This is a genomic window from Paenibacillus sp. 2003, assembly GCF_031455635.1.
In the GTDB taxonomy this organism is placed as follows: Bacteria; Bacillota; Bacilli; order Paenibacillales; family Paenibacillaceae; genus Paenibacillus; species Paenibacillus amylolyticus_B.
This window is the reverse complement of the sequence record NZ_JAVDTB010000004.1, coordinates 239,852-261,263: the sequence shown is the minus strand read 5'-3', so window position 1 is coordinate 261,263 and position 21,412 is coordinate 239,852. Positions and strand designations below refer to the sequence as shown.

The following is a 21,412-nucleotide window of genomic DNA, read 5'->3' as shown; positions in this document are numbered from 1 at the left end:
CTAAAACTGCACGTTTCAATTCAAAATGTGGTAATCCATTTTTTAACTATTGAACCTGCCACAATGCAGGGACATTGGATGGTTCCCACCCAGACAAGGAAGTGTGGGACTGCAAACATTTATACGTCTTGCCGCTATAGGTGACCAGCTGTCCTACAGTATAGGCTGTATTCGCCTGCCAGGCGGAAACGCCCGGATTTGTCGTTCCTGCTGTTGTTTTCACGGTCACTTCATTGCTCGCAGCAGAACCATTACCCGCCGCATCCTTTGCTTTTACCGTAAATGTATACGAGGTATCCGCTGCAAGCCCGCTGATCGTTGCTGTCGTTCCGGTCACGGATGTCGCCAGAGCCGCTCCATTGTACACATCATAACCCGTTACACCCACGTTATCCGTGGATGCCGCCCAGCTCAGCGTTATGCTGGATGTTGTTTGCGCCGTTGATGCCAGGTTCGTCGGTGCAGTTGGCGCTTGCGTATCACCTCCCGGTTGAGTCGTAGTGCTCACGGTTACAACATTACTGGCTGCAGACAGATTGCCTGCCGCATCTTTTGCTTTGATCGTGAAAGTATAAGAAGTACCTGCGGGAAGTCCACTGATCGTTGCTGTTGTTCCTGTGACGGATGTTGCAAGATTACTGCCATGATAGACGTTATAACCGGTAACCCCTACATTATCCGTTGAAGCATTCCAAGCCAGTGTCACCGAGTTTGCCGTCACGCCTGTCGAACGGGCATTACCGGGTACGCTTGGCGCCGTCGTATCTGCTGGAGGCACTGTACCTCCGGTAGGCAGATCTGCTTTCAGTTTATTTTGGAGTGTTTTGTTCCGGTCACCGCTAAGTTCCCAGAACATCGCTCCGCCAAGTCCTTTGCTCTTGATATAAGCGGTTTTATATCCAATAGACTCCGCATCGTCATAGCTAATAAAACGCTTGTTGGTCGCATTATAGAGATATGGCACCTTGGCTGTGTCATTCCAGTAACGCGTATACCCGTTTTTGTTAATGTAATTAGTCTCCAGATCGTAGAAATCAAAGGAGCCTGCTTCCCAAGTTCCAACGGAAGAACCTCCCGCGCAGGTCTGATACTGGCCATTTCCCGTCTGTGCGCATCCATCCCAGCCGCGGCCGTAGAATGGAACACCAAGCACAAGTTTGGCGGCTGGTACGCCAGCATTCAAATGCCCTTGTGCTCCGGCAGCCACATTAAATGTATTGGCATCTGGCACCCCGGCAGCCGAAGCCGCTGGGTCATAGTTCAACGGCGCGTTATGCGCGCTGACTTTTTGCCAGGCCCCGTTAAAATCGTATGTCATAATGTTAATCCAATCAACGATGGAAGCTATATTGGCAAGCTCAGTATTTGCAGCATAGGTCGTCGACGCTCCGCTTGCAATCGTAAGCAGATACTTCTTGCCGTCCACAGCTCCGGCAGCATCCAGCTTCTCACGGATTTTGCTCAGAAGCAGCGTGTAATTTTGCTTATCCTCAGGACGTTTGCTGTTACCATCCAGCCCGCCTGATACCGGGTACTCCCAATCCAGATCCACCCCGTCAAAATTGTATTTGCGCAGGAAGTCGACAGCAGAGTTTGCAAATACCTCTCGCGTTGCAGCAGTCGCAGCTACATCGGAGAAGCGGTTGGACCATGTCCATCCTCCCACGGAGATGATTGTCTTCAGACTAGGATTGATCTGTTTCAGCTTGTTAAGCTGATTGATATTGCCTGCAATGGGCTGATCCCACGTATCCCCTGCAAATGTCTTGCCGGTATCAATCCATGGATCGCCAAGCACGATCGTGCCATTCGGTACATTGATTGTCTGGCTCTTCTCATTCTGACACGTCCAGGTCACCGGGTTAGGGCCCGAAGGGTCCGGATTTCCATGAACACCATTCCAGCAAATATCGGCAAAAGCATAGTTGATATGCGTGACTTTGGTTGGGTCGATATCCGTTACATTATAGTTTCTCCCATACGCAGCCCAGGACGGGTAGTAACCAACAATTTTATAAGAATCTGCAGCTGCTGCCGTAGTTGGTTGGAGCACAAAAGAAGGAATAATGACGGATAAGAGCAGGGATAGACCCAGGAGAAACTTTGCGGTTTTCTTGAAAGCAGTGTGTTTATTTAAATGTATCATCTAATACACAACCTCCTTTGTCGTTTGCGTACCCAGCCCGTTCAGGAACGGACGATGTGCGCTCGAAAACTGGTTATTTGTATATGCGTCCCAGTTGATTGACCAGGTCATAATCCCTTTTATCCCCGCATAGCCCGCAGGCTGGCGCAAAGTATAGGAACCGCCGTACGACACACCTTTGATCAAATAATTCAACGCCTTCTGCAGATCGGCTGACGTTGTATACCCGCCCCCGGCAGCCTGTTGGGAAGCCGGTACGCCGATGGCAATCTGATCCGGTCGCAAGGGACTAAAAAATGGGCCTGTGCTGCCGCCTACATGGAAGCCTTGAAGCAGCATCTCCGCCATGGCCACATGGAAATCTGCTGTCCCTTGGGCGTAAGAGCGTCCATCCAGCCCCACCATGGAGCCCGTGTTATAGTGCTGCACATGAAGCAGGGTCAGGTCATTACGCAAGGCATGGATGACTGGCAGGTAAGCCCCCCAAGGGCCGCCGTAGCTCAGATATCCACCCTGTACATAGGCCGTCTCCGGCGCAGCCGTCAGGATGAAATTGGCGCCGAAGTGTGACTTAACCGCTTTCACGCCTTGGATGAGGTTAACAATTTTCGGTGTAGTTGGACTACGGAAATCGGTATCCCCTGCATTCAGAGACAGGGAGCTTCCTTCCAGATCGATATCTAGACCATTGAAACCATACGTGGAAATGATTGATTTTAACGAATCTTCGAACTGCTGTCTCTTGGTCGCGTCGGTGAGCTCAATGGTACCGTTGGCTCCCCCCATGGAAAGCAGTACTTTTTTCCCCTGGCTTTGCAGATAGGCAATATCGGATTTGAATTCCGCTATTGTTGCATTATATGGAGTAAAAGCAAGTGTTCCGCTGCCATGTGAAATCGGTTCGGCAAAGGAGACATTAATGACGTCATAGGCTGTTGATACGTTACGAAGTCTGATATTCGTTGAACCATTATCGAAGTTGTGCCAGTAGCCGATCAGCCATTTGCTGCTGGTTGGCCCAGGATTGGAAGATCCGTTGGAAGTTGTCACACTGAGGGAGGTGCTCGCAGCGGATATATTGCCTGCGGCATCTTTGGCTTTTACCGTAAAAGCATAAGTCGTGCTGGCTGTCAGTCCCGTGACTACAGCTGTTGTAGTTGAGGTACTTGTCACAAGAACGCCGTTCCGGTACACCTCGTATCCCACTACGCCCACATTATCCGTGGATGCATTCCAGGAAAGACTCACGGAGGTGTTCGAGATGGAGGATGAAGTCAGACCCGCAGGAACAGAAGGTGGTGCCGTATCTGGCGTTGGCGTTTCCCCTCCCGAACCTTCCCCGACGTATTTCCACAACGCGGGCACAACAGAGGGCTCCCATCCGGTCAACGCCGTGTGGGCCTGAATACACTCATAATCTTTATTTTGATATGTTACGATGTCTCCTTTCTTGTATGCAGTGCCTGCCTGCCACTGAGCGGCGGCATCGGCTCTCGGTGCAAACCACGAAATAAGTAGAAGAAATGTCAAAGCAAATGTAATGACCGGGCGGAATCGAACAGCTTGATTCAAGCAAAATCCCTCCTGTACTAAGGATACGTTCACCTTGCAAACAAAAGCTTTAATAGTCCACCTGCATCTGATCTGTGATCGATTAGAGCCAGCCTCGTTCAGCCATCTGATGTTGCGTGTCACTTCACTCCCTTCCCTTACCAAAATGGACCTTCCCTCTCATGTTCTTTTTTGGCAGGTACCATCCAAATTTTACAGGGAATTTACAGATCCTCACCCTGTATTTAATCAGTAAAACGCAAAAGAGATAAGGGATAAAATAGTTCTATTGGGGGCGAAAAATGTAATATAGCGCACAAAAAAGGTTTTCGTTCAAGTCCTTAGGAGACTTGAACGAAAACCTGCGTTATATATTGCGCAGAGAAGAGAGCATATCTTACTGCCGCTACTCCCCTCTCCCTTCAAAAGGCTGCCATCCATCCACGCCGGACAGAATCAGAGGTACAGTGTACTCGGCCGCTTCCTGTTCGGTCAGTATTTTGGCCCAAGGCACACGATCAGAAGCACATCCGGCACCAGGCCCGGCGCTGTTGTATTCCGCATACTGAACGGTCTGCTCTGCATCTGTCTTGTTCCAGTTGTGCCATCCCTCCCGCTTCACATGAGCGCCGATCCAGCAGTTCAGAAAACAGACTTTGGCATGATGACGCCACGGTCTGCCCAGATACACCGACTGCGGCGGAGCATTGCTGGTCAGATCACAGTCCAGAAACACATAGCCGTAACGCACATCCTCCGGCGTAGAGGCTGCGGTAATCCAACCGTTCACTTGTCCATCCGCAGCCTCCGCTTCAGTCAGACGATTCTTCGTAAAGATCTCGCAGCCCTTAAATACCACCGTAGCCGAGCCAAAAATAAAATCGATATCACCTTCGATGTAACAGTCCTCGAAATACTGCCGCAGCTTACGCCGCTCGGCACCATCGCGTGGCCCGCCAAAGTAACTGCGATCCATGGGCTGCTCCGGCAGTGGGCCGGTGAAGATCGTGTCCTGGTGACCGATCAAACGACAGCGGCGAAAGGCCGCCCGGTCTCCATCCACATAAACGGCCAGCGCCTGACCAACCTGCTTGCCCGGCCCGGCAGCATTTACGAAGGAAATCCCCTCTGCCTTGAAATCATCAGCACCAATGAAAGCCGTATAGGAATGAAACGTATGATATGGCGACCCGTCCGGGAACTTCTTGAGTGCATAATCATCATACGTAATGATTGTCTGCTCCGCCCCGTCACCAATCAGATGGATGCCCGGCTTCTCCATATGCAGCTTCTCATGATACACACCAGCCTTCACGCGAATCGGGGCGTTTCCGATACCATTCTCCGGCAGCGCATCAACTGCAGCCTGGATCGTCACATAATCCCCCGTCCCGTCTGAAGCAACAGTCAAACAGGGAGCTGATGATTCCATTGCTGTATTCGGCAATCTCTGCTGCGTCATGGCAATCGCTCCATTTCCAGTGCTGCCAGCAGAAGCGGAGCCACACCCATAAAGGAATCGCTTACAACCGCTTCGCTTACATAGTAGTTGTACGAGCCATCCCGATCCAGGCTTAGTCCTGCGCCATGACAGATCCCGTTTAACCGAACGCCGTCAGCCGTCTCCTCCACCAATCTGGAGGACAGTCCCTGCCATCCCTTCTCCGCCGCAGCTCTGAAATGCGGCTCCAGATATCTCAGCCGTACACCCTTCGCAAGTGCATATACAAACATGCTTGACCCGGATGCTTCCAGATAGTTGCCTTTGCGGAAGCCCTGATCCAGCACCTGAAACCATAACCCGCTCTCCTGCTCCTGCACACGTACCAAAGCATGACACATCCGTTCGAAGATACCGATGATGGTTCCGCGCTTTGGATGATTCACGGGGAAATGCTCCACACTGTCTACAATCGCCATGGCATACCAGCCCATCGCCCGGCTCCAGAAGTGTGGCGAGCACCCTGTCAATGAATCTGCCCAGACCTGTTCCTTCGATTCATCCCAGCCATGATAGAGCAGTCCGGTCCGCGGATCACGGGTCTGGCGTTCGATTAGCAGAATCTGATGTGCTACTTCATCCCATAACTCGGGATGATGAAATGTCTTTGCATACTCGGACAGAAAGGGAGACGACATATACAGGCCGTCCAGCCACATCTGGAATGGATAAATTTTTTTGTGCCAAAAACCGCCCTCCGACGTGCGGGGTTGCCCTGCAAGTTGTGCTGCCAGGAGATGAGCCGCTTCTGCGTAACGCTGATCTTCAGCACCATCCAGTAATGCAAACAGGTTTTTCCCCTGATTAATCTGATCCAGATTATATTCTTCCAAAGTATAGGTGCCAATAGAGCCATCCGGCTGGATATACAGGTCCATATGTTTTTTCATAAAATCAACATACTCTTGTTTGCCATAATACTGCCCGGTTCGTGCCATCGCCATTAATGTCATGCCTTCCACGTATGCCCATCGTCCCGAAGGGAACGCATGATAACCGTCCCCGTCACATTGCTGGATGATCGTTGCTGCAATTCGCTCAGACCAGGATAACTGCGTCTGTACCTGCATAAGCAATTCCTCCTTGAATGTTGTACTTACCTAATACATGTATGACTAACGGATAACCGCTTCACTCTTGCTTATTGTCGGCACATTGCCGTTGAATTGCGAAGGTTCAACTTGGGCTGGATGACTACCGGAACGTCGACCTGTTCATCACGGATTAACGATACAATCAGCTCCGCTGCCTGCACGGCCAGTTCATCCAGAGACGGGCCAATCGTGGTCAAGGCCACTTCGGCATATTGCATATCCGGCAGATCATCATAACCGATTAACGAGATATCGCGTGGAACGCTGTAACCTGCCTCAAGCAAAGCCCGAAGTGCACCTCGGGTGACCAGGTTGTTCAGCCCAATAAAAGCTGTCGGGGACTCCGGCCCAAACGCATGATTACGTATGGCAAAATACCCGTCTTCCCAGGAGGAATACGCTGGCAGCACATGGTCTTCATTAAAAGCCAGACCCGTACGCTGCAACGCTTCCCGGTATCCCTCCAGTTTAATATTCTGCGAGTTGCCGATGAATCCGATTCGGCTGTGCCCCAGCGATTTTAGATGCTCCACTGCTTTGAACAGTCCTTCTTTGCGATCAATCTTGATGTAAGGAGAGTTCGGCGCTTCATCTGTACCCAGCACAAAACATGGCATGTTGAGTGTTGCGAACTTTTTCCAGAACATCTCCCGATTGTCCAGTGCATAGTCCCACAGAATGCAGCCGTCCACGCGCAGCTGGCTGAAGACATCCACGCCATCATCCGCCACAACCAGGATCATCTGATATCCCCGCTTCTTCAGCTCGGTGTGCAGACGGCCGGAGATGTTCGAGAATAACGGATTGCTCAGCTCATCCAGCACAAAACCGATGATGTTGCTCCTGCCGGTGGAGAGCTGCCGAGCCAACATATTTTTCCGATACTGGTGTTTCTCCGCGACCGCAAGTACCTTCTGCTTTGTTGCCGGTTTGATTCGGGGATCATCATTCAGCGCCTTCGATACCGTGCTATAGCTCACCCCCGCCAGTTTGGCAATGTCTTTAATGGTTATCAAAATCAATCAACACCTCTCATACGCCTGAAACCCTAATTTCCTATTTCTGTGCAGCCTTATAACGATCATATTGTGCCTGTCTGCCCGCAATAACCTGCTCTATATTCATCTTCTTCAACGTCTCAATATAACTGTCAAACTGATCCAGACTGGCGTCACCGCTAATAAACTTGAAGTTCATCTCTTCCACATATGTGGTGATGTCAGGCATCGCCATGCTCTCCACGCTCGCTTCATCCGGCAGGGCATAGACAAACGGGAACGGTTCGCGCACATACGGCTCAAGTTCCTTATCCATCTTTGCATGCCACGGGGCTACGACGGAATCGGCAGAATCGGTGGATTGGATGTTCGGCAGATTCACCGGACCAATGCCGAGCTTCTGAATGTATTCATTGTCCTTGCCTTTGTCCGTAAATGTCTTCAAGCCATTCTCTTCCGTATACGTGTCATCCTTGATGCCCCACGTATAGTACGTCTGTGCTTCCTCACTTACGGCATAGTCCAGGAAACGGAAAGCAAGTTCCGGATTTTTACTATCACGTGTAATGCCAAAGATGCCACTCACTGGGGTACGACCAATGTAGAACTGATCGCCATGCGGTCCTTTCAGTGGCAGAATGCCTTTGATGATTGGCTCTTCCGGATTGTAATCCTTGAACAGCGGGCTGTAGACCATCGACATGTACCAGCTGAAATTAAACGTTGCTCCCGTCACATCCTGAGAGATACGCGACGTGACCTGATCACTCGTGGTACTCGCATAATCCACCCCAAGCAGACCTTCCTTATACAGTCCATTCAGATAGGTCAGGTACTCCTTGTATGCCGGCTCATAATAGCTGAAATGCACCTTGCCCTGATCGTCTGCATAAAACTGATTGGACAGATCAAGTCCAAATGCCGGGCCAAAGGCCATGGACACAAATTTTGCTTCCATGGAGAGCGGAATCTCATCAGCTTTTCCGTTGCCGTTCGGGTCGTCTGTCTTGAACTTGCGCAGCATCGCCGTGAATTCATCCAGCGTCGTTGGCTCGCTTAATCCCAGCTTATCCAGCCAGCGCACATTAACCATAAATACCGGCATGTAGTTGCGGGTTAACGTCTGCTGCGGGATATAATACATTTTACCATCTGGCGTTGTTAAACTGGCTTTGACCGAAGGCGACTTTTCATATATTTTTTTGAGATTCACGCCGTACTTCTCCACCAGATCATTAATTGGAATGAACAGACCGCTGTTAATGTACTTCATCAGCTGATCCTGATCCGGCAGGTACACGATATCGGGCAAGCCGGTACCGGCAGCCAGCCTCGGATTGACGGCATCCGCATAATTCTGCGGCGGAATCAGATCCCAATCCACCGTCACACCAGCGTTACTCTCAATTTTCTTAACGATGGCTGCGGTGGACAAATCCACATTGGTCGTCCAAGCGTTGGTGCCGAGAATAGACAGCTTGGCATCCGGCTGATCCGTCACCGGCCCTGCTCCGGTATAATTGAAGGCTGGCTCCGAACTGGACGGGGTGCTCTCCGCATCAGTTCCCGCCCCTGTTCCGCCGCTACATCCCGCCAGGCTGATTGCCAGTATCGCTGCCATTACACTTTTTCTTCCTGCCCCTTTAAATCTCATCCATCATTCCTCCTTAGGTATGAACCATTTTGAACTCCCTTGAATGACATGACACTTAAGTAATAAAAGCTATCCTTTCACGGCTCCGAGGGTGATGCCCTTAACGAAGTACCGTTGGATAAACGGGTAGATCGTAACAATAGGCAGAATGCTAACTACAATGGATACATAACGGACCTGAAGCGTCGATACCGCAAGCGCACCGGATGTCATCGTGCCGCCCATCTTCTGCATCACTTCCGGCGATGCCATGATCAGCACTCTTCGCAGGAACATCTGTAAGGGCTGCATATCCTGTTTGCCCAGATATAATAGGGCCGAGAAAAAGTTGTTCCAGTGGAATACCGCATAGTACAGCGTGAGCACAGCCAGTGTTGGCTTGATGATTGGAACCGCCAGACGATACAGCATCGTCATCTCGTTGGCCCCGTCTATACTGGCACTTTCGAAAATTTCATTCGGAATGCCTTCGAACGCCGAGCGGCAGATCATGACGTTAAACGTAATCACCAGCACAGGCAGCACCATGACCCAGCGGGTGTTGTACAGCCCAAGCGAGGTAATCAGCATGTAGACCGGAATGAGTCCACCCGAGAAATACATGGTGAAAGCGATGAAAAAGTTCAGCTTGCGACGCAAGAAAAACTGCTGTCTGGATAATGGAAACGCGGCAAGACATGTTGCCACAATATTCAACAGTGTGCCTACCACGGTGTACCAGAGGGTGTTGTAGAATGAAACCCATAACTCCTTGTATTGCAGTACCATTTGGTAACCTGACAGGGTAAAGCCGACGGGCCACAATACAACTTTTTGTTTGTCGATGGCATCCACCGAGCTGAATGAAATGCTGATGACGTACAGAAAGGGATACAACGTGACAACAACCGCCAGTATGGTCAGCAGGTAGACACATCCGTAGAACAAACGGTCACTTCTCGATTTTTGCATACAGGTCTCCTTTGGTCCGGGTTATAGTCTTACCAGAGTGACATCTTGGTCAGGCGGCGGGTCATGGAATTGGCAGCAAACACAAGCACAAAAGTGATAATGGAGTTAAACAGGCCGACTGCTGTGGCGAAGCCGTAATTCTGGCCCTCAATCCCCATCCGGTATACATAGGTGGACAGGACATCCGCCGTTTCGTAGGTGGCTCCGTTGTAGAGCAGATATACCTTCTCGAAGCCTACGCTCATAATGCCGCCAAGCGACAGAAGCAGAAGAATGACAATGGTTGGTTTGATACTGGGAAGTGTCAGGTGCCATAGCTCTTGGAATTTGTTGACGCCGTCAATTTTGCCGGAATCATACATCTCGGGGTCGATCCCCATAATGGCTGCAATGTAGATGATGGAGCTGAAGCCAAAGCTCTGCCAGATGTCGGAACTTGTGAAGATGGTACGGAACCAGCTGGCATCCATCATGAAGTTCACTTTTTCCATGCCCAGACTCGCGATGAGGGTATTCACAATACCGTCTGTTGGTGACAGGAAGTTAATGATCATGCCGGCTACAACGACAGTGGAGATGAAGTGAGGAAGGTACGTAACGGTCTGGGCAAATCGCTTGAATGTCCGGTTCTTGATCTCCACGATGCAGACAGCGAATAAAATCGGAATGGAGAAGCCAAACAGGAGTGGCAGGAAGGCGAGCAAAAACGTGTTACGCAGCAGTCGCCAGAAGTAAATGGAATTCACGAACTGTTCGAACCAGCGCAGTCCCACCCAATCCCCGCTGAGCATGCCCTGCCCCGGCAAGAAATTACGAAATGCCAACAGCACGCCAGGCATCGGAAGGTACATGAAGATGAGGTAATACAGAAAGATAGGCGAAAACATCAGTAGCAAATACTTATCCCGTCTGATCAGGCTGAACAGCGTGGACATGCGTTTTTTCAACGTGAAACACTCCCCTTCGCTACATAATTACAACGTTTGAATTTTTTAATAAAAAAAGAATTGTTATTTCACCGACGTATTTGTTATTCATTTCATTCACATTTTGTAACAACCTATATTATTCTGCATAATAACAAGATATTAGCTTGGATTGGTCCTCCCCACACCGTATTTATTTCTTTTAATATTTGCCATAAACATAATTACAACGTTGTAATTTTAATCTAAATGTATACGCTTACATAAACTTTTTCCCATCTTATCAAAGTCTCCATCGTTTGGCAATAACAAAAATCAGTGTCATGCTGTAACGTACTAAATACAGTCTCGCATACGCGAGACTGCCCGTTAAAATCTACACGTGATTCCGATATTCCATCGGTGTCATAACATACACTCGCTGAAAGGCTCTGTAAAACTGACTGACGCTGGAAAATCCCAGTTCATAACTGATTGTGGTCACTGAATCCGTTGTATGGCGGAGCCTCCTGGACGCTTCTTCTACGCGCAAATTCAGCAAATATTGATACGGTGTTGTTCCCGTAAGAGCCTTGAAAGAACGCATAAAATGATACCGGCTCTGATGCGCGACCGTGGCCATCGAATCAATATCCATTGGGCCTGTATAGGCACTGTGAATGTAATCCAGCACTCGTTGGAGATGGGGGTCAATGAATGTACCGGGATTTACAGTCCTTTTTCCATTTTCCTGCCCCGTCAACATACGTTTTAGATACGTCTCGATCGCCATTTCTGTTTCCTGCACTTGCAGCATTTCGGGCACATCATCTAACAAAATGGAATTCCAGCCACGAAACAGACTGCTGATCTCAGCAGGATCAAATGTCTGGGTAGGTCGAAAATCAGCTCGTCCCCCACTTAACTCCGCCCCTTCGAAACTGCCTAATGGCGGTTTACGGAACTTGATCACAATGACAGCCGAATCCGACCCTATCTCAAAATAATGCTCAGTCTGGGGATGAGCAATAATCCCTATGCCTGCTTTTAGCGGGTATGCATGCCGTTCCTGTACCAGATGACATTGGCCTCTAACCGGCAGCGTTAGCTGATACCAGTCGTCATGTACATGCGGCTCATTCGCAAACCCTCCGGTAGCTTTCCATAATTCCAACCCATTTAACGTCATGTTTAATTCCATCGTTTGCTCACCTGCTGACATTATAACAAATCGTGCTCACTTTCCAAGCACTTTTCACAAAGACATGATCTGCCCCCATCTTTTATCATAGAAAAAAATAATTCGAGGTGATCTCCCATGGCTCAGGCCACTTTAAGCAAAATGCAAATCAACTCCTCCGCCAATTGGGCGCTTGCCGGAGTCAGCTTCGCCCATCTGCTGAATGATGCGATGCAGACAGTTGTTCCGTCTGCATTCCCGCTATTCCAGCAGACCATGCAGCTCAGTTTCGCCCAGATGGGCTGGATTGCCTTCACCCTGAATATTACCGCATCCGTCCTTCAGCCACTGGTCGGTTATATGTCAGACCGCAAGCCCATGCCGATCCTGCTTCCCGGAGGCATGCTATTCTCCCTGATCGGTGTTCTCGGCTTAGCTTTGTCTTCCGAGTTATGGATGCTGCTTGTTGCGGCAGCATTGATTGGCATAGGCTCGTCCATCCTCCACCCCGAATCCTCACGCGTGGCCCATATGGCAGCTGGCCGCGGACGTGGAATGGCGCAGTCCATATTCCAGGTGGGAGGCAACACAGGGCAGGCCATTGCTCCATTACTGGTCGCCTTCATCCTGTTGCCACATGGGCAGCGTAGTTTTCTATGGCTGATGGGCTTTGCCCTGATCGGCATCTTCATTCAGTCTTTTGTCAGTCGTTGGTACAGAGATAAGCTTGCCGAGACTCGCATTCGTCAGCAACGCCCTCTAAAATCAAGCGGCGCAGAGCCAGCAGCTCGGCCTGTGAGCAGGGGATTCATCGCTTTTACAATGGGAATTCTCATCCTGCTGCTGTTTTCCAAATTCGTATATATTGCAGGCATGACCGGGTACTACGCCTTCTATTATGCCGATGCATATGACTTGCCTCTCTCCCAGGCACAGATCTGTCTGTTTATTTTGCAATTTGCAGGTATGGTCGGAACCTTGCTCGGCGGCCCACTCGCTGATCGCTATGGGCGTAAACCGATGATCTGGTTCTCCATTGCAGGTACTGCACCATTTTCGCTGTTATTGCCTTATGCAGGACCCGTATTGTCCATGGTATTATGCGGGATGATTGGACTAATCCTGATGTCCGGCTTCAGCGTCATCATTGTTTATGCACAGGAATTGCTTCCTCGTCATATTGGAACGGTATCCGGATTGTTTTTTGGCCTGTCGTTTGGCATGGCTGGACTTGGCTCGGTTGTGTTAGGTTCCTTAATTGACGTGACCAGCATTTCGTTTGTTATCAAGTTATGTTCGTTTTTGCCACTGCTTGGTGTGTGTGCTGTATTTCTGCGCAAGGACCAACCAAGAACAGCGTGATAACCGTTGAAACCTCACTGATTTTGTGACTACAATACACCTAGGACACTCGAGGATAACAGAAGGAAGGAATAACGCATGATTATTGATGTACAGCATGTCACTTGGAAAAGGGGACCACTTACCCTGCTGAACGATGTGAGCTGGCAGGTTAATGATGGTGAACACTGGGCGTTGCTTGGCCTGAATGGCTCCGGCAAAACAACACTCCTGAACATGATCACCGGATATCTCTGGCCGACCGAAGGCAAGATATCCGTGCTAGGCCATGAATATGGTGATGTGGATCTGCGACAGCTTCGCAAATCCATCGGCTGGGTCAGTTCGTCTCTGCAAGAGAAATTGTACGGCACGGATCGCACACAGTATGTCGTGATCAGCGGCAAACATGCCACCATTGGCCTGTATGACAAGCTGTCAGATGATGATCTGGATCAGGCACAGGAATTGATGCAGACGCTGGGCTGTCAGCACCTGTGGGATCGCGAATATCGCACCTGTTCTCAAGGGGAGAAACAGAAACTTCTTATTGCCCGAGCACTCATGGCCAATCCGCGCGTACTTATTCTGGACGAGCCTTGCAATGGACTGGATCTGTTCTCAAGAGAGCGATTGCTGGAGAGCATCCGTGAATTATCACAGCGTCCAGATACCCCTTCACTCATCTATGTCACCCATCATACCGAGGAAATATTGCATGTCTTTAGTCACAGCCTCCTGCTTCGCCGGGGTGAAATCGTGAATAGCGGACTAACGAGCGAGCTGATGAACACCGAAGTGCTGAGCAACTTCTTCGAGGCACCTGTGGAAGTTGATCGGCACGGGGAACGTGTCTATGTCAGAGCTGCGGCGGATTCATAATTACGTGGTTATACACAGCACACGCAGCATAGGTGCAGAAACTTAACAGTAAAAGCCCAATATCTTATCCACATGTGGATAGATTTTGGGCTTTTCTATGCTATATCTAGTGTTATCCACCGTTTTCTGTGTAGAACTTTCTAATTTATGAGTATAACTTTACGGTTTCATCTATTTATCTATACGCTTTATCACTATCTACTTCCGGGCACTTAAAAACAGAAACAATGGAATACGCTGCCTTCGTAGATAGGTTTCCTCGTTTACAAAATAAGCACGTTGTGGTGCTGACTCGCGCAAATGTTCTACACGGAATCCTGCCCGCTGCAATGCCATAAAGTATGATTCAATGGAACGATGCATCTTTTTAACAGAACCGCCCAGCCACTGCTGCTCACGATATCCTTCTACAAAATACTGATCAACCACCCAATCCGTTCGAGTCCCGGAGGGTTGCAGTGTAGACGTGATCACAGGATGTTCTACCGAAAATACAACTGTCCCGTTCTCTTTCAAAGTATTGTATATGTTGCGGAACAGGCTCTCCAGATCTTCAATATAGTGAACAGCCAGTCTTGATATAACCAGATCGTACACTTCGGCCGGGTAGGTCCAATCTTCCATGAACGCTTGCTCAATCCGGGCATTTAATCCTTTTACGGATTCGTTAGCCGCCTGAATCATATTCACAGAACCTTCAATTCCCGTATACGTCGCACCTTCGCGCTCCCGACTCAGCAATTCTGCGGCGAACCTTGCATCGCCACAACCAAGGTCCAGTATGTTCTTGCCGGCAACATCTCCAATTAACTCCAGTATCACCGGCTTCTCCAATGTATCATTGGCGTTCTCCTGCCACTTGCGACGTTCCATATACTTCTCAAAGTTCGCCTCATCATCGTAAAAGTCTGATCCTCTGTCCTTCATTCGGTGACCCTCCATTTCGGATAAGCATGATCCTCTTTACAGCCTGTATGAGTATACAGAATATGGATGTGCGTGGCTATAACAAAAAAAGCTGTTGTCTGGAGTTATCCAGCAAACAGCCTTTCTGCCTTACACTTCTACAATTTTCGCAGCTTAGCCAAAACGTTCTGTTTTGTACCATTTGCTCTCGCGTTTCCGAATCTTGTCCATAATCAAGGAGTAAAATGCCTTGATCGAGATTAGGATGAACAGCTGTGCATACGTGAAGTAGGACACGCAGGCATAGATGAAATTACGGGTATTGCTCTGTCCAATATCTGCGGCAAGTGCCAGATTGATCTGTAACACGTAAATAAAGTACATTAGTGCCCAACCAATGACCAAGAACACATACGCATCGCCGGCAAACTGGAACGGTGAACTTACCTCTGGCTTAAATATGGCAATGACCTGATAGACCAGATTCACGAGAAATATAATATCCGATACAATGATCGCAAGCATAAACCAGAAATAACTGACGGCATAATAGATGACCAGCAACTTATTACGCCAACTGGAACGGTTAAACAGGTTATGAATATTATCCAGTACCACCTGGTAGTTCCCCTTGGCCCAGCGTTCGCGCTGCTTCATATATACACTAAGCTGTTCCGGCTCCTGCTGATAGGCTTCCGCTTGCGGCGCAAGTGCCACAAACTGTCCGCGATTCAAAATCTCGAATGATAGTGCCGTATCTTCTGTAATGGCTGTCACATCCCAGCCGCCAATCTCCCGGATCAACTCGGTTTTGATAATGTAATTCGTTCCTGGAATGGATCCCAGCTGGAACAATTCCCATAGTCCTGTGTGATACACTCGTTGCGAAGTGATAATCTCCAGGTTGATGCATTTGGAGAGGAAATTCTGTCCTCTGTTGCGTGCTTTGTTTCTGCCAAAAACCACGCCATATTGTTCAGGGTTCTCAAGTGATTTTTGCGCCAAAAACATTAATGAATTCCGTTCAGGTGCGGCATCTGCATCGAAGATACAGATCCAATCACCCGTGGCTATGTCCAGTCCATCATTTAAAGCCCCGGACTTGCCACCTGTTCCTTTACGCTCCATTACTGTCACATTGCGATGCATGTAACTAGTGTGACTGAGGAATGATCTCAGCTTCTCTGCGGTATCATCTGTACAATTATCCGCGATCACGATGACCTGAACTTTATCCTCCGGATAATTCAGGCGCAGGATGTGCTCTACCGTCGCAACAATGACCAGACCCTCGTTATGCGCAGGCACCATGACCGTGACTGTTGGATAATGATCCATATCTTCAGGGATCTGAATCCCTTTTTTGTCCTGTTTATTAATAAAACGAATCGCACCTGCCATAATAACAATTGACTCGAATACGGCAATCCAGATACTAAATATGGATAATATTAAAATAAAATCAGCCACTTACTTTCCTCCGATCATACTTGCGAATAACTTTCGACCGAAAGCGAAGGGTTGCAATTGTTAACCAAATCGTGAATACCGCAAATAAAGAACTGACGGCGATACAGATCGGGATGAACCAGGACATATAGTCCACAGCGCCTCTCTCCTTCCCGTTATATATATTCTCCGATAAGATCGGTCTCTGTGTTTCGTTCAAGGGCAGCAATAACCGCATCAATATCATCGTATTTGCTGAATTGCTCCTTCTGAAATACCAGAGCACCGGAGCGTATCACCGTTTGCAGCTCATTTCCCTTTTTATCAATAATTTGAAGATCCATAATGGCTTTTTTGATCCGTTGTGTAAGAAGTGGAAGATATTCCACATTCACCATTGGACATATGATGACAAAACGCCCACGATCCACGAAAAATTTGTAATCCTCATACCGAATCTGCTTCTGGATCGTACCCGAGATTTCAAGTAGAAACTGTGCATACCGGACAGAACCGAGGGATTCCATCACCAGTGGCAAGAATTCAATCTTGAACATGGCAATGCTGAATCCATACTTTTCGGAGTACCGACGAGCAAGATTACTGTGTTTGATTAACGTATCTGCCAGAGCTCCTTTATTACCAAGCGTGGTATCCAGATCGATTTCCGGGTTACGATCCTGCATATCCTGGAGACGTTCAACCACACGCGCACTGCGCAGCAGACTTGCCTTGATGAACGCAGCCACGGCAACGTTGGCAGGGATGAGCAACCACCAGGAGAATACAAGCACATTTGCATCAGCGTAAGTAACAAGCCACACAAAATAAGAGACCAAATATACAAACCCCGTCACGACGGATACGCCAACAGGCAGAAAAAGACCAAAAACCAATGCACCCAGCGACACGATACTAAAAATCATATCCCCTGTAGTGTAGCTCTGATTCATGTAAACTTTAAGATAAATCATCAGTTGCTGCATGAGGGCTAGTCCAATTAAAAGGGCATATCCCCATGCAATACGGCGGGTAGGTGCTTTATTTCTCATAGTTCCTTCTCTCCGTTGAAGTTTTAGAACTCTTGTTCAAACTCACGTCTTTTATTTCAACAATTTATGACATCATTAGACAAAACTATGCTACCACATTGAACAATTCATGAAATGACAAAATCCTTACTTTTTAATGTTTTTCTGTAAATTAACTTCTCCCAATAAAGGAAAAAGATTATCAAACAGATGTGTGTTACCGTCAAATACATATCCACCTGGATAACGAGAGTCCTGACCACGCAACGTAGTCATATGGTTATACAACTGTTTGGCCCATTTTGGATCACCTGAACGAACAGCAAGTAAGATGGCGAGGCCATATACTGAGGAAGATTCATAAGAGACGGCAGGTGTGCGTGATTCTCGCTTATACTGTCCGGGCAGCTGATGCCGGGTGTTGAACTCCTTTTTCAAAAAAGAAATGAGCTTGTCCGGTTTGCGGTCGGTCACGGTTAGATGATTCGCCACAATCAACTGGTCGATCAGATTCACTGTATCATCATACGCATATTTTTTATGGACCACATCGAAGGTCTTCGGATAGAACAATCCATCGTCAGGCATCTTCTTCAGCAAAGCTTCGTACTTGGCATAGGTTCCCGGTTCCACCATCTGATGTTTATCCATCAATTGAAGAGACGGGAGATCAACATAAACCAGGCTTAATGTATCTGTGGAGTGACCACTCGCAAAATCGTGAAAATCCACATAATATCCTTTATTCTGAACCGATTGCGAAAGTGTACGGGATATTTCCGAAGCCGTTACCAGTTTGGCTTCTCTTCCTTGTTTCCATTGATCTGCTGCCTTTAATAAAGCACCGACAATTCGAAAATCATCGCCAAGCGCGTTGGTAGTCACTTGAGATTCACCTTCGGCATCCAGCTTCCAGGCAATATATTTTTGCGGCATGAGGAAATAGGTGGTCAGCAGTTCATAGCTTTCTTCGAATAACGCCTGATCATTCTTGGCTACAGCATATTGCATCCAAAGACCAAGTGACTCAGATAAAGCCTCTCTGCCTGCTACGATGTCCGCTCTCTCTGAGGTAGCATCTTGCAAATAGGTCGCAATTGTACCATTGGGATTAGTCATATGATCTTGAACAAAGGATACCGTAGGGGATGATTCATTCATCACGAACCGCTCCTTCACAAAAATAATTAACGCTGCCGTGATACTGACTGCCAATATGATCCACCACGTTAGCCTTTTCCTGTTTACCCGTTTCATGACTCCCTCCTGTACTGATGCTGCTCTGGCATAATGGCTCTTCTTCTTTGGATAGGTTCGGCTAGAGTCTGGGATGGAGGGGGCAAGGGTCGTTCCTCTGTTCATTCCGAAATATCCATGTAGGATCTTCGTCCACCCTTTTTGACAAATTTCCAGTCTACTTCAATGTTATGACGCATCCGTCTGAGAAGATGAATGGCTGTCTCGATCTCTTCCTCAGTCAGACCATCCAGAGTCACCTGATCCGAATGCACGCCCTCTTTACGAATGAATTCCCATGCTTCAAGCCCAGCTTCGGTGGGATACAACACCTTATTCTTCTTATTACCCATTGCTGGCTGTTTAATAATGAATCCATCGGATTCGAGTTTGCTAATGGCTCTGGCCGCCGTCGTGCGATCCACTTTGATCAGTTCAGCAAGCTGATTCGGAATAATGCCCGGATTCTCACAGATTCGATACAGATAGAGATATTGTCCACGGGACAGGTTCAGATGCTGAAACTCGACATTACTGATTGAATCCAGACAGCGGGCAATCATACCAATTTCACGCAGCACTTCTTTTTTTTCGGTCAATACACTCACGCCCCTATAAAATTGTTGCATTCGCAACATAATTGATGGTATAACTACAGTTGAATTGGTTTTAATTTTAGCTATATAACTTAAAGCGTGTAAAAGAACGAGATTCGTTCCACATTCCTGTTATGTACCAGTTTATCACGTCAGGATAACATTACGATCACCCAAAGGAGAAACATTCATGAATACAACGATTGTTGAAGTTAATAATCAGGAATTGCTCGATGCCTGCTTCGCCATTCGTACTGCTATTTTCGTCGAAGAACAAGGCGTGCCCGCAACGGATGAATTCGATGCTTATGATACATTAGAAGCGGAGGCGCGCCACATTCTGCTCTACGTAGACGGTGTACCTGCTGCTTCCTCCAGACTGCGCATTGTGGAACAGGTCGCCAAATTGGAACGGATCTGTGTCATGCTTGATTACCGCAAACACGGCCTGGGCCGTGTTCTGATCGACAAGCTGGAGCAGATGGCTATTGCTGATGGTCTTGAGAAGGCCAAGCTGCACGCACAGGTACAAGCTTCCGGGTTCTACGAACGTCTCGGCTATGCACCCGCTTCGGAAGTATTTATGGAAGACGGCATTCCCCATCTGCTAATGACCAAAAAACTGAAATAATGAAACTCCAAAAAACGCCTCCGTTATCACTTCTCAGTGATATACAGAGGCGTTTTGCATTCAGGCAACACATTCATGAGTGACTCAACAACGGTAAATGGCACGTACAAAGTACAGGCACTGATTATAATAACCATGCATTCTACTTACCTGCCAGCTCCGCGTTGTATCTTATCCCAGTGCCAGACGGTCTGGCTCGGATTCGGCAGCGCTGTTCTTCATTTGTTTACTGCGCAACTGTCCGCAAGCAGCATCGATATCCGTACCATGTTCCATACGTACAGTGGAGTTGATGTGGTTCTTTTTGAGCGTATCATAGAAGCCCAGAATCGATTCTTCTGTACTCCGTTGATACTGACTGTGCTCATCCACCGGGTTGTATGGGATCAGATTCACACTGACCATACTTCTGCGACTGGACAACAGTTCAGCGAGCTCCGCGGCATGCTCACGTTGATCGTTAACATCACGTAACAGGATGTACTCAAACATGATGCGTTTGTTCGTTGTAGCCAAATAATAATCCACAGCATCCATCAATTGCTCGATTGGGAAAGCCCGGTTGATCTTCATGATGTGTGTACGCAGTTCATTATTAGGTGCATGCAGAGAGATCGCCAGGTTGACCTGCAGACTGCTGTCTGCAAATTCCTTGATTTTGTCCGGAAGGCCGCTCGTGGATACAGTTATCCGTTTGGCGGCAAGTGCCAGTCCTTTGCGATCCTTAATGACTTCGATGAAATCACTCATGTGCTGGAAGTTATCGAATGGTTCACCAATACCCATCACAACCACGTTGGTTACCCGCTCGTCTTGACCCGCTGCATCCAGATGTCGCTGCACATGCATAATCTGTTCCACAATCTCTCCGGCGGTCAGGTCACGACTCTTCTTGATCAGACCGCTTGCACAGAAGCTACAGCCAATGTTACAACCCACTTGTGTGGTCACACAGACGGTAAGTCCATACTTTTGCCGCATCAATACCGTCTCAATCAGGTTGCCGTCCTGCATCCGAAGCAGAAACTTCACGGTACCATCTGCCGATTCCTGCTTCACATGTTCGCTCAGCGAGTTCATGGTGAAATGCTCGGAGAGAACGTCCAGACATTCCTGACGGACATCGGACATTGCGGGGAAATCGTGTACACGCTCTTGATATAACCATTCCCAGATCCGGGATGCACGGGATTTTTTCTGCCCGTGCTCCGGCAGCCAGGAACGTAATTGCTCTAATGTTAATCCATATATGGATGATTTGTTCATTGTATAATCCTCTTTTCGCAAGAAAGCATATGGCTTATCGGTCCTACCCAAAAAACCTCTACTCCGTATTGTCCCAAAATTGACGAGGGAAAAC

18 protein-coding genes are annotated in these 21,412 nt (G+C 48.3%); 3 read left to right on the top strand and 15 right to left on the bottom strand.

Going from position 1 to position 21,412, the window contains the following annotated elements; genetic code table 11:
• Positions 1-46: 46 nt before the first annotated feature.
• The 9 genes from J2X75_RS19005 to J2X75_RS18965 form a co-directional block, all read right to left on the bottom strand.
• Positions 47-2,146, bottom strand: coding sequence for a glycosyl hydrolase family 18 protein (locus J2X75_RS19005; RefSeq protein ID WP_310339037.1), 2,100 nt, complete (start codon positions 2,144-2,146; stop codon positions 47-49).
• Positions 2,147-3,718 carry a chitinase gene (locus J2X75_RS19000; protein ID WP_310339035.1) on the bottom strand — a complete coding sequence of 524 codons (1,572 nt, stop codon included), beginning with the start codon at positions 3,716-3,718 and terminating at the stop codon, positions 2,147-2,149.
• 385 nt (positions 3,719-4,103) lie between these two features.
• The gene (locus J2X75_RS18995; RefSeq protein ID WP_310339031.1) at positions 4,104-5,159 is read right to left on the bottom strand and encodes a pectinesterase family protein; all 1,056 of its coding nucleotides are present in this window, start codon (positions 5,157-5,159) and stop codon (positions 4,104-4,106) included.
• Complete coding sequence (locus J2X75_RS18990; protein WP_310339028.1) at positions 5,156-6,268, bottom strand: glycoside hydrolase family 88/105 protein; 1,113 nt, start codon at positions 6,266-6,268, stop codon at positions 5,156-5,158. Before J2X75_RS18990 ends, J2X75_RS18995 begins: the two co-directional genes overlap by 4 nt.
• A gap of 71 nt (positions 6,269-6,339) precedes the next feature.
• Positions 6,340-7,308, bottom strand: a complete 969-nt coding sequence (locus J2X75_RS18985; RefSeq protein ID WP_167483728.1) for a LacI family DNA-binding transcriptional regulator — start codon at positions 7,306-7,308, stop codon at positions 6,340-6,342.
• A gap of 40 nt (positions 7,309-7,348) precedes the next feature.
• On the bottom strand, positions 7,349-8,944 hold the full coding sequence (locus tag J2X75_RS18980) for an extracellular solute-binding protein (protein WP_310339023.1): 1,596 nt from the start codon (positions 8,942-8,944) through the stop codon (positions 7,349-7,351).
• A gap of 69 nt (positions 8,945-9,013) precedes the next feature.
• On the bottom strand, positions 9,014-9,895 hold the full coding sequence (locus J2X75_RS18975; protein ID WP_124116782.1) for a carbohydrate ABC transporter permease: 882 nt from the start codon (positions 9,893-9,895) through the stop codon (positions 9,014-9,016).
• Between the two features lie 29 nt (positions 9,896-9,924).
• Complete coding sequence (locus J2X75_RS18970) at positions 9,925-10,842, bottom strand: ABC transporter permease (protein ID WP_310339019.1); 918 nt, start codon at positions 10,840-10,842, stop codon at positions 9,925-9,927.
• 355 nt (positions 10,843-11,197) lie between these two features.
• Positions 11,198-12,001, bottom strand: coding sequence for an AraC family transcriptional regulator (locus J2X75_RS18965; protein WP_310339017.1), 804 nt, complete (start codon positions 11,999-12,001; stop codon positions 11,198-11,200).
• A gap of 117 nt (positions 12,002-12,118) precedes the next feature.
• Here J2X75_RS18965 and J2X75_RS18960 point away from each other — a divergent pair, with 117 nt between their 5' ends.
• Entirely contained in the window at positions 12,119-13,342 is a 1,224-nt protein-coding gene (locus tag J2X75_RS18960; RefSeq protein ID WP_310339013.1) for an MFS transporter, read from the top strand.
• A 78-nt stretch (positions 13,343-13,420) separates the two neighbouring features.
• Positions 13,421-14,203 (top strand): ABC transporter ATP-binding protein, encoded by a 783-nt coding sequence (locus J2X75_RS18955; RefSeq protein WP_310339011.1) that lies wholly within the window; start codon positions 13,421-13,423, stop codon positions 14,201-14,203.
• Positions 14,204-14,401: 198 nt separating this feature from the next.
• On the opposite strand, the gene J2X75_RS18950 is transcribed toward J2X75_RS18955, so the two are convergent.
• From J2X75_RS18950 to J2X75_RS18930, 5 genes are all read right to left on the bottom strand, one after another.
• Entirely contained in the window at positions 14,402-15,130 is a 729-nt protein-coding gene (locus tag J2X75_RS18950; protein ID WP_310339009.1) for a class I SAM-dependent methyltransferase, read from the bottom strand.
• A gap of 153 nt (positions 15,131-15,283) precedes the next feature.
• The gene (locus tag J2X75_RS18945) at positions 15,284-16,579 is read right to left on the bottom strand and encodes a glycosyltransferase family 2 protein (protein WP_310339007.1); all 1,296 of its coding nucleotides are present in this window, start codon (positions 16,577-16,579) and stop codon (positions 15,284-15,286) included.
• A gap of 155 nt (positions 16,580-16,734) precedes the next feature.
• A complete protein-coding gene (locus tag J2X75_RS18940) occupies positions 16,735-17,610 on the bottom strand; it encodes a diguanylate cyclase domain-containing protein (RefSeq protein ID WP_307541233.1) in 876 nt (291 codons plus the stop codon).
• Between the two features lie 126 nt (positions 17,611-17,736).
• Complete coding sequence (locus J2X75_RS18935) at positions 17,737-18,846, bottom strand: glycosyl hydrolase family 8 (protein ID WP_310339003.1); 1,110 nt, start codon at positions 18,844-18,846, stop codon at positions 17,737-17,739.
• Positions 18,847-18,947: 101 nt separating this feature from the next.
• Positions 18,948-19,454, bottom strand: coding sequence for a MarR family winged helix-turn-helix transcriptional regulator (locus J2X75_RS18930; protein WP_307541229.1), 507 nt, complete (start codon positions 19,452-19,454; stop codon positions 18,948-18,950).
• A 157-nt stretch (positions 19,455-19,611) separates the two neighbouring features.
• Here J2X75_RS18930 and J2X75_RS18925 point away from each other — a divergent pair, with 157 nt between their 5' ends.
• Positions 19,612-20,052 (top strand): GNAT family N-acetyltransferase, encoded by a 441-nt coding sequence (locus tag J2X75_RS18925; protein WP_124116790.1) that lies wholly within the window; start codon positions 19,612-19,614, stop codon positions 20,050-20,052.
• Positions 20,053-20,223: 171 nt separating this feature from the next.
• On the opposite strand, the gene rlmN is transcribed toward J2X75_RS18925, so the two are convergent.
• Positions 20,224-21,318 carry a dual-specificity RNA methyltransferase RlmN gene (gene rlmN, locus J2X75_RS18920; protein ID WP_307541226.1) on the bottom strand — a complete coding sequence of 365 codons (1,095 nt, stop codon included), beginning with the start codon at positions 21,316-21,318 and terminating at the stop codon, positions 20,224-20,226.
• Positions 21,319-21,412: the final 94 nt, after the last annotated feature.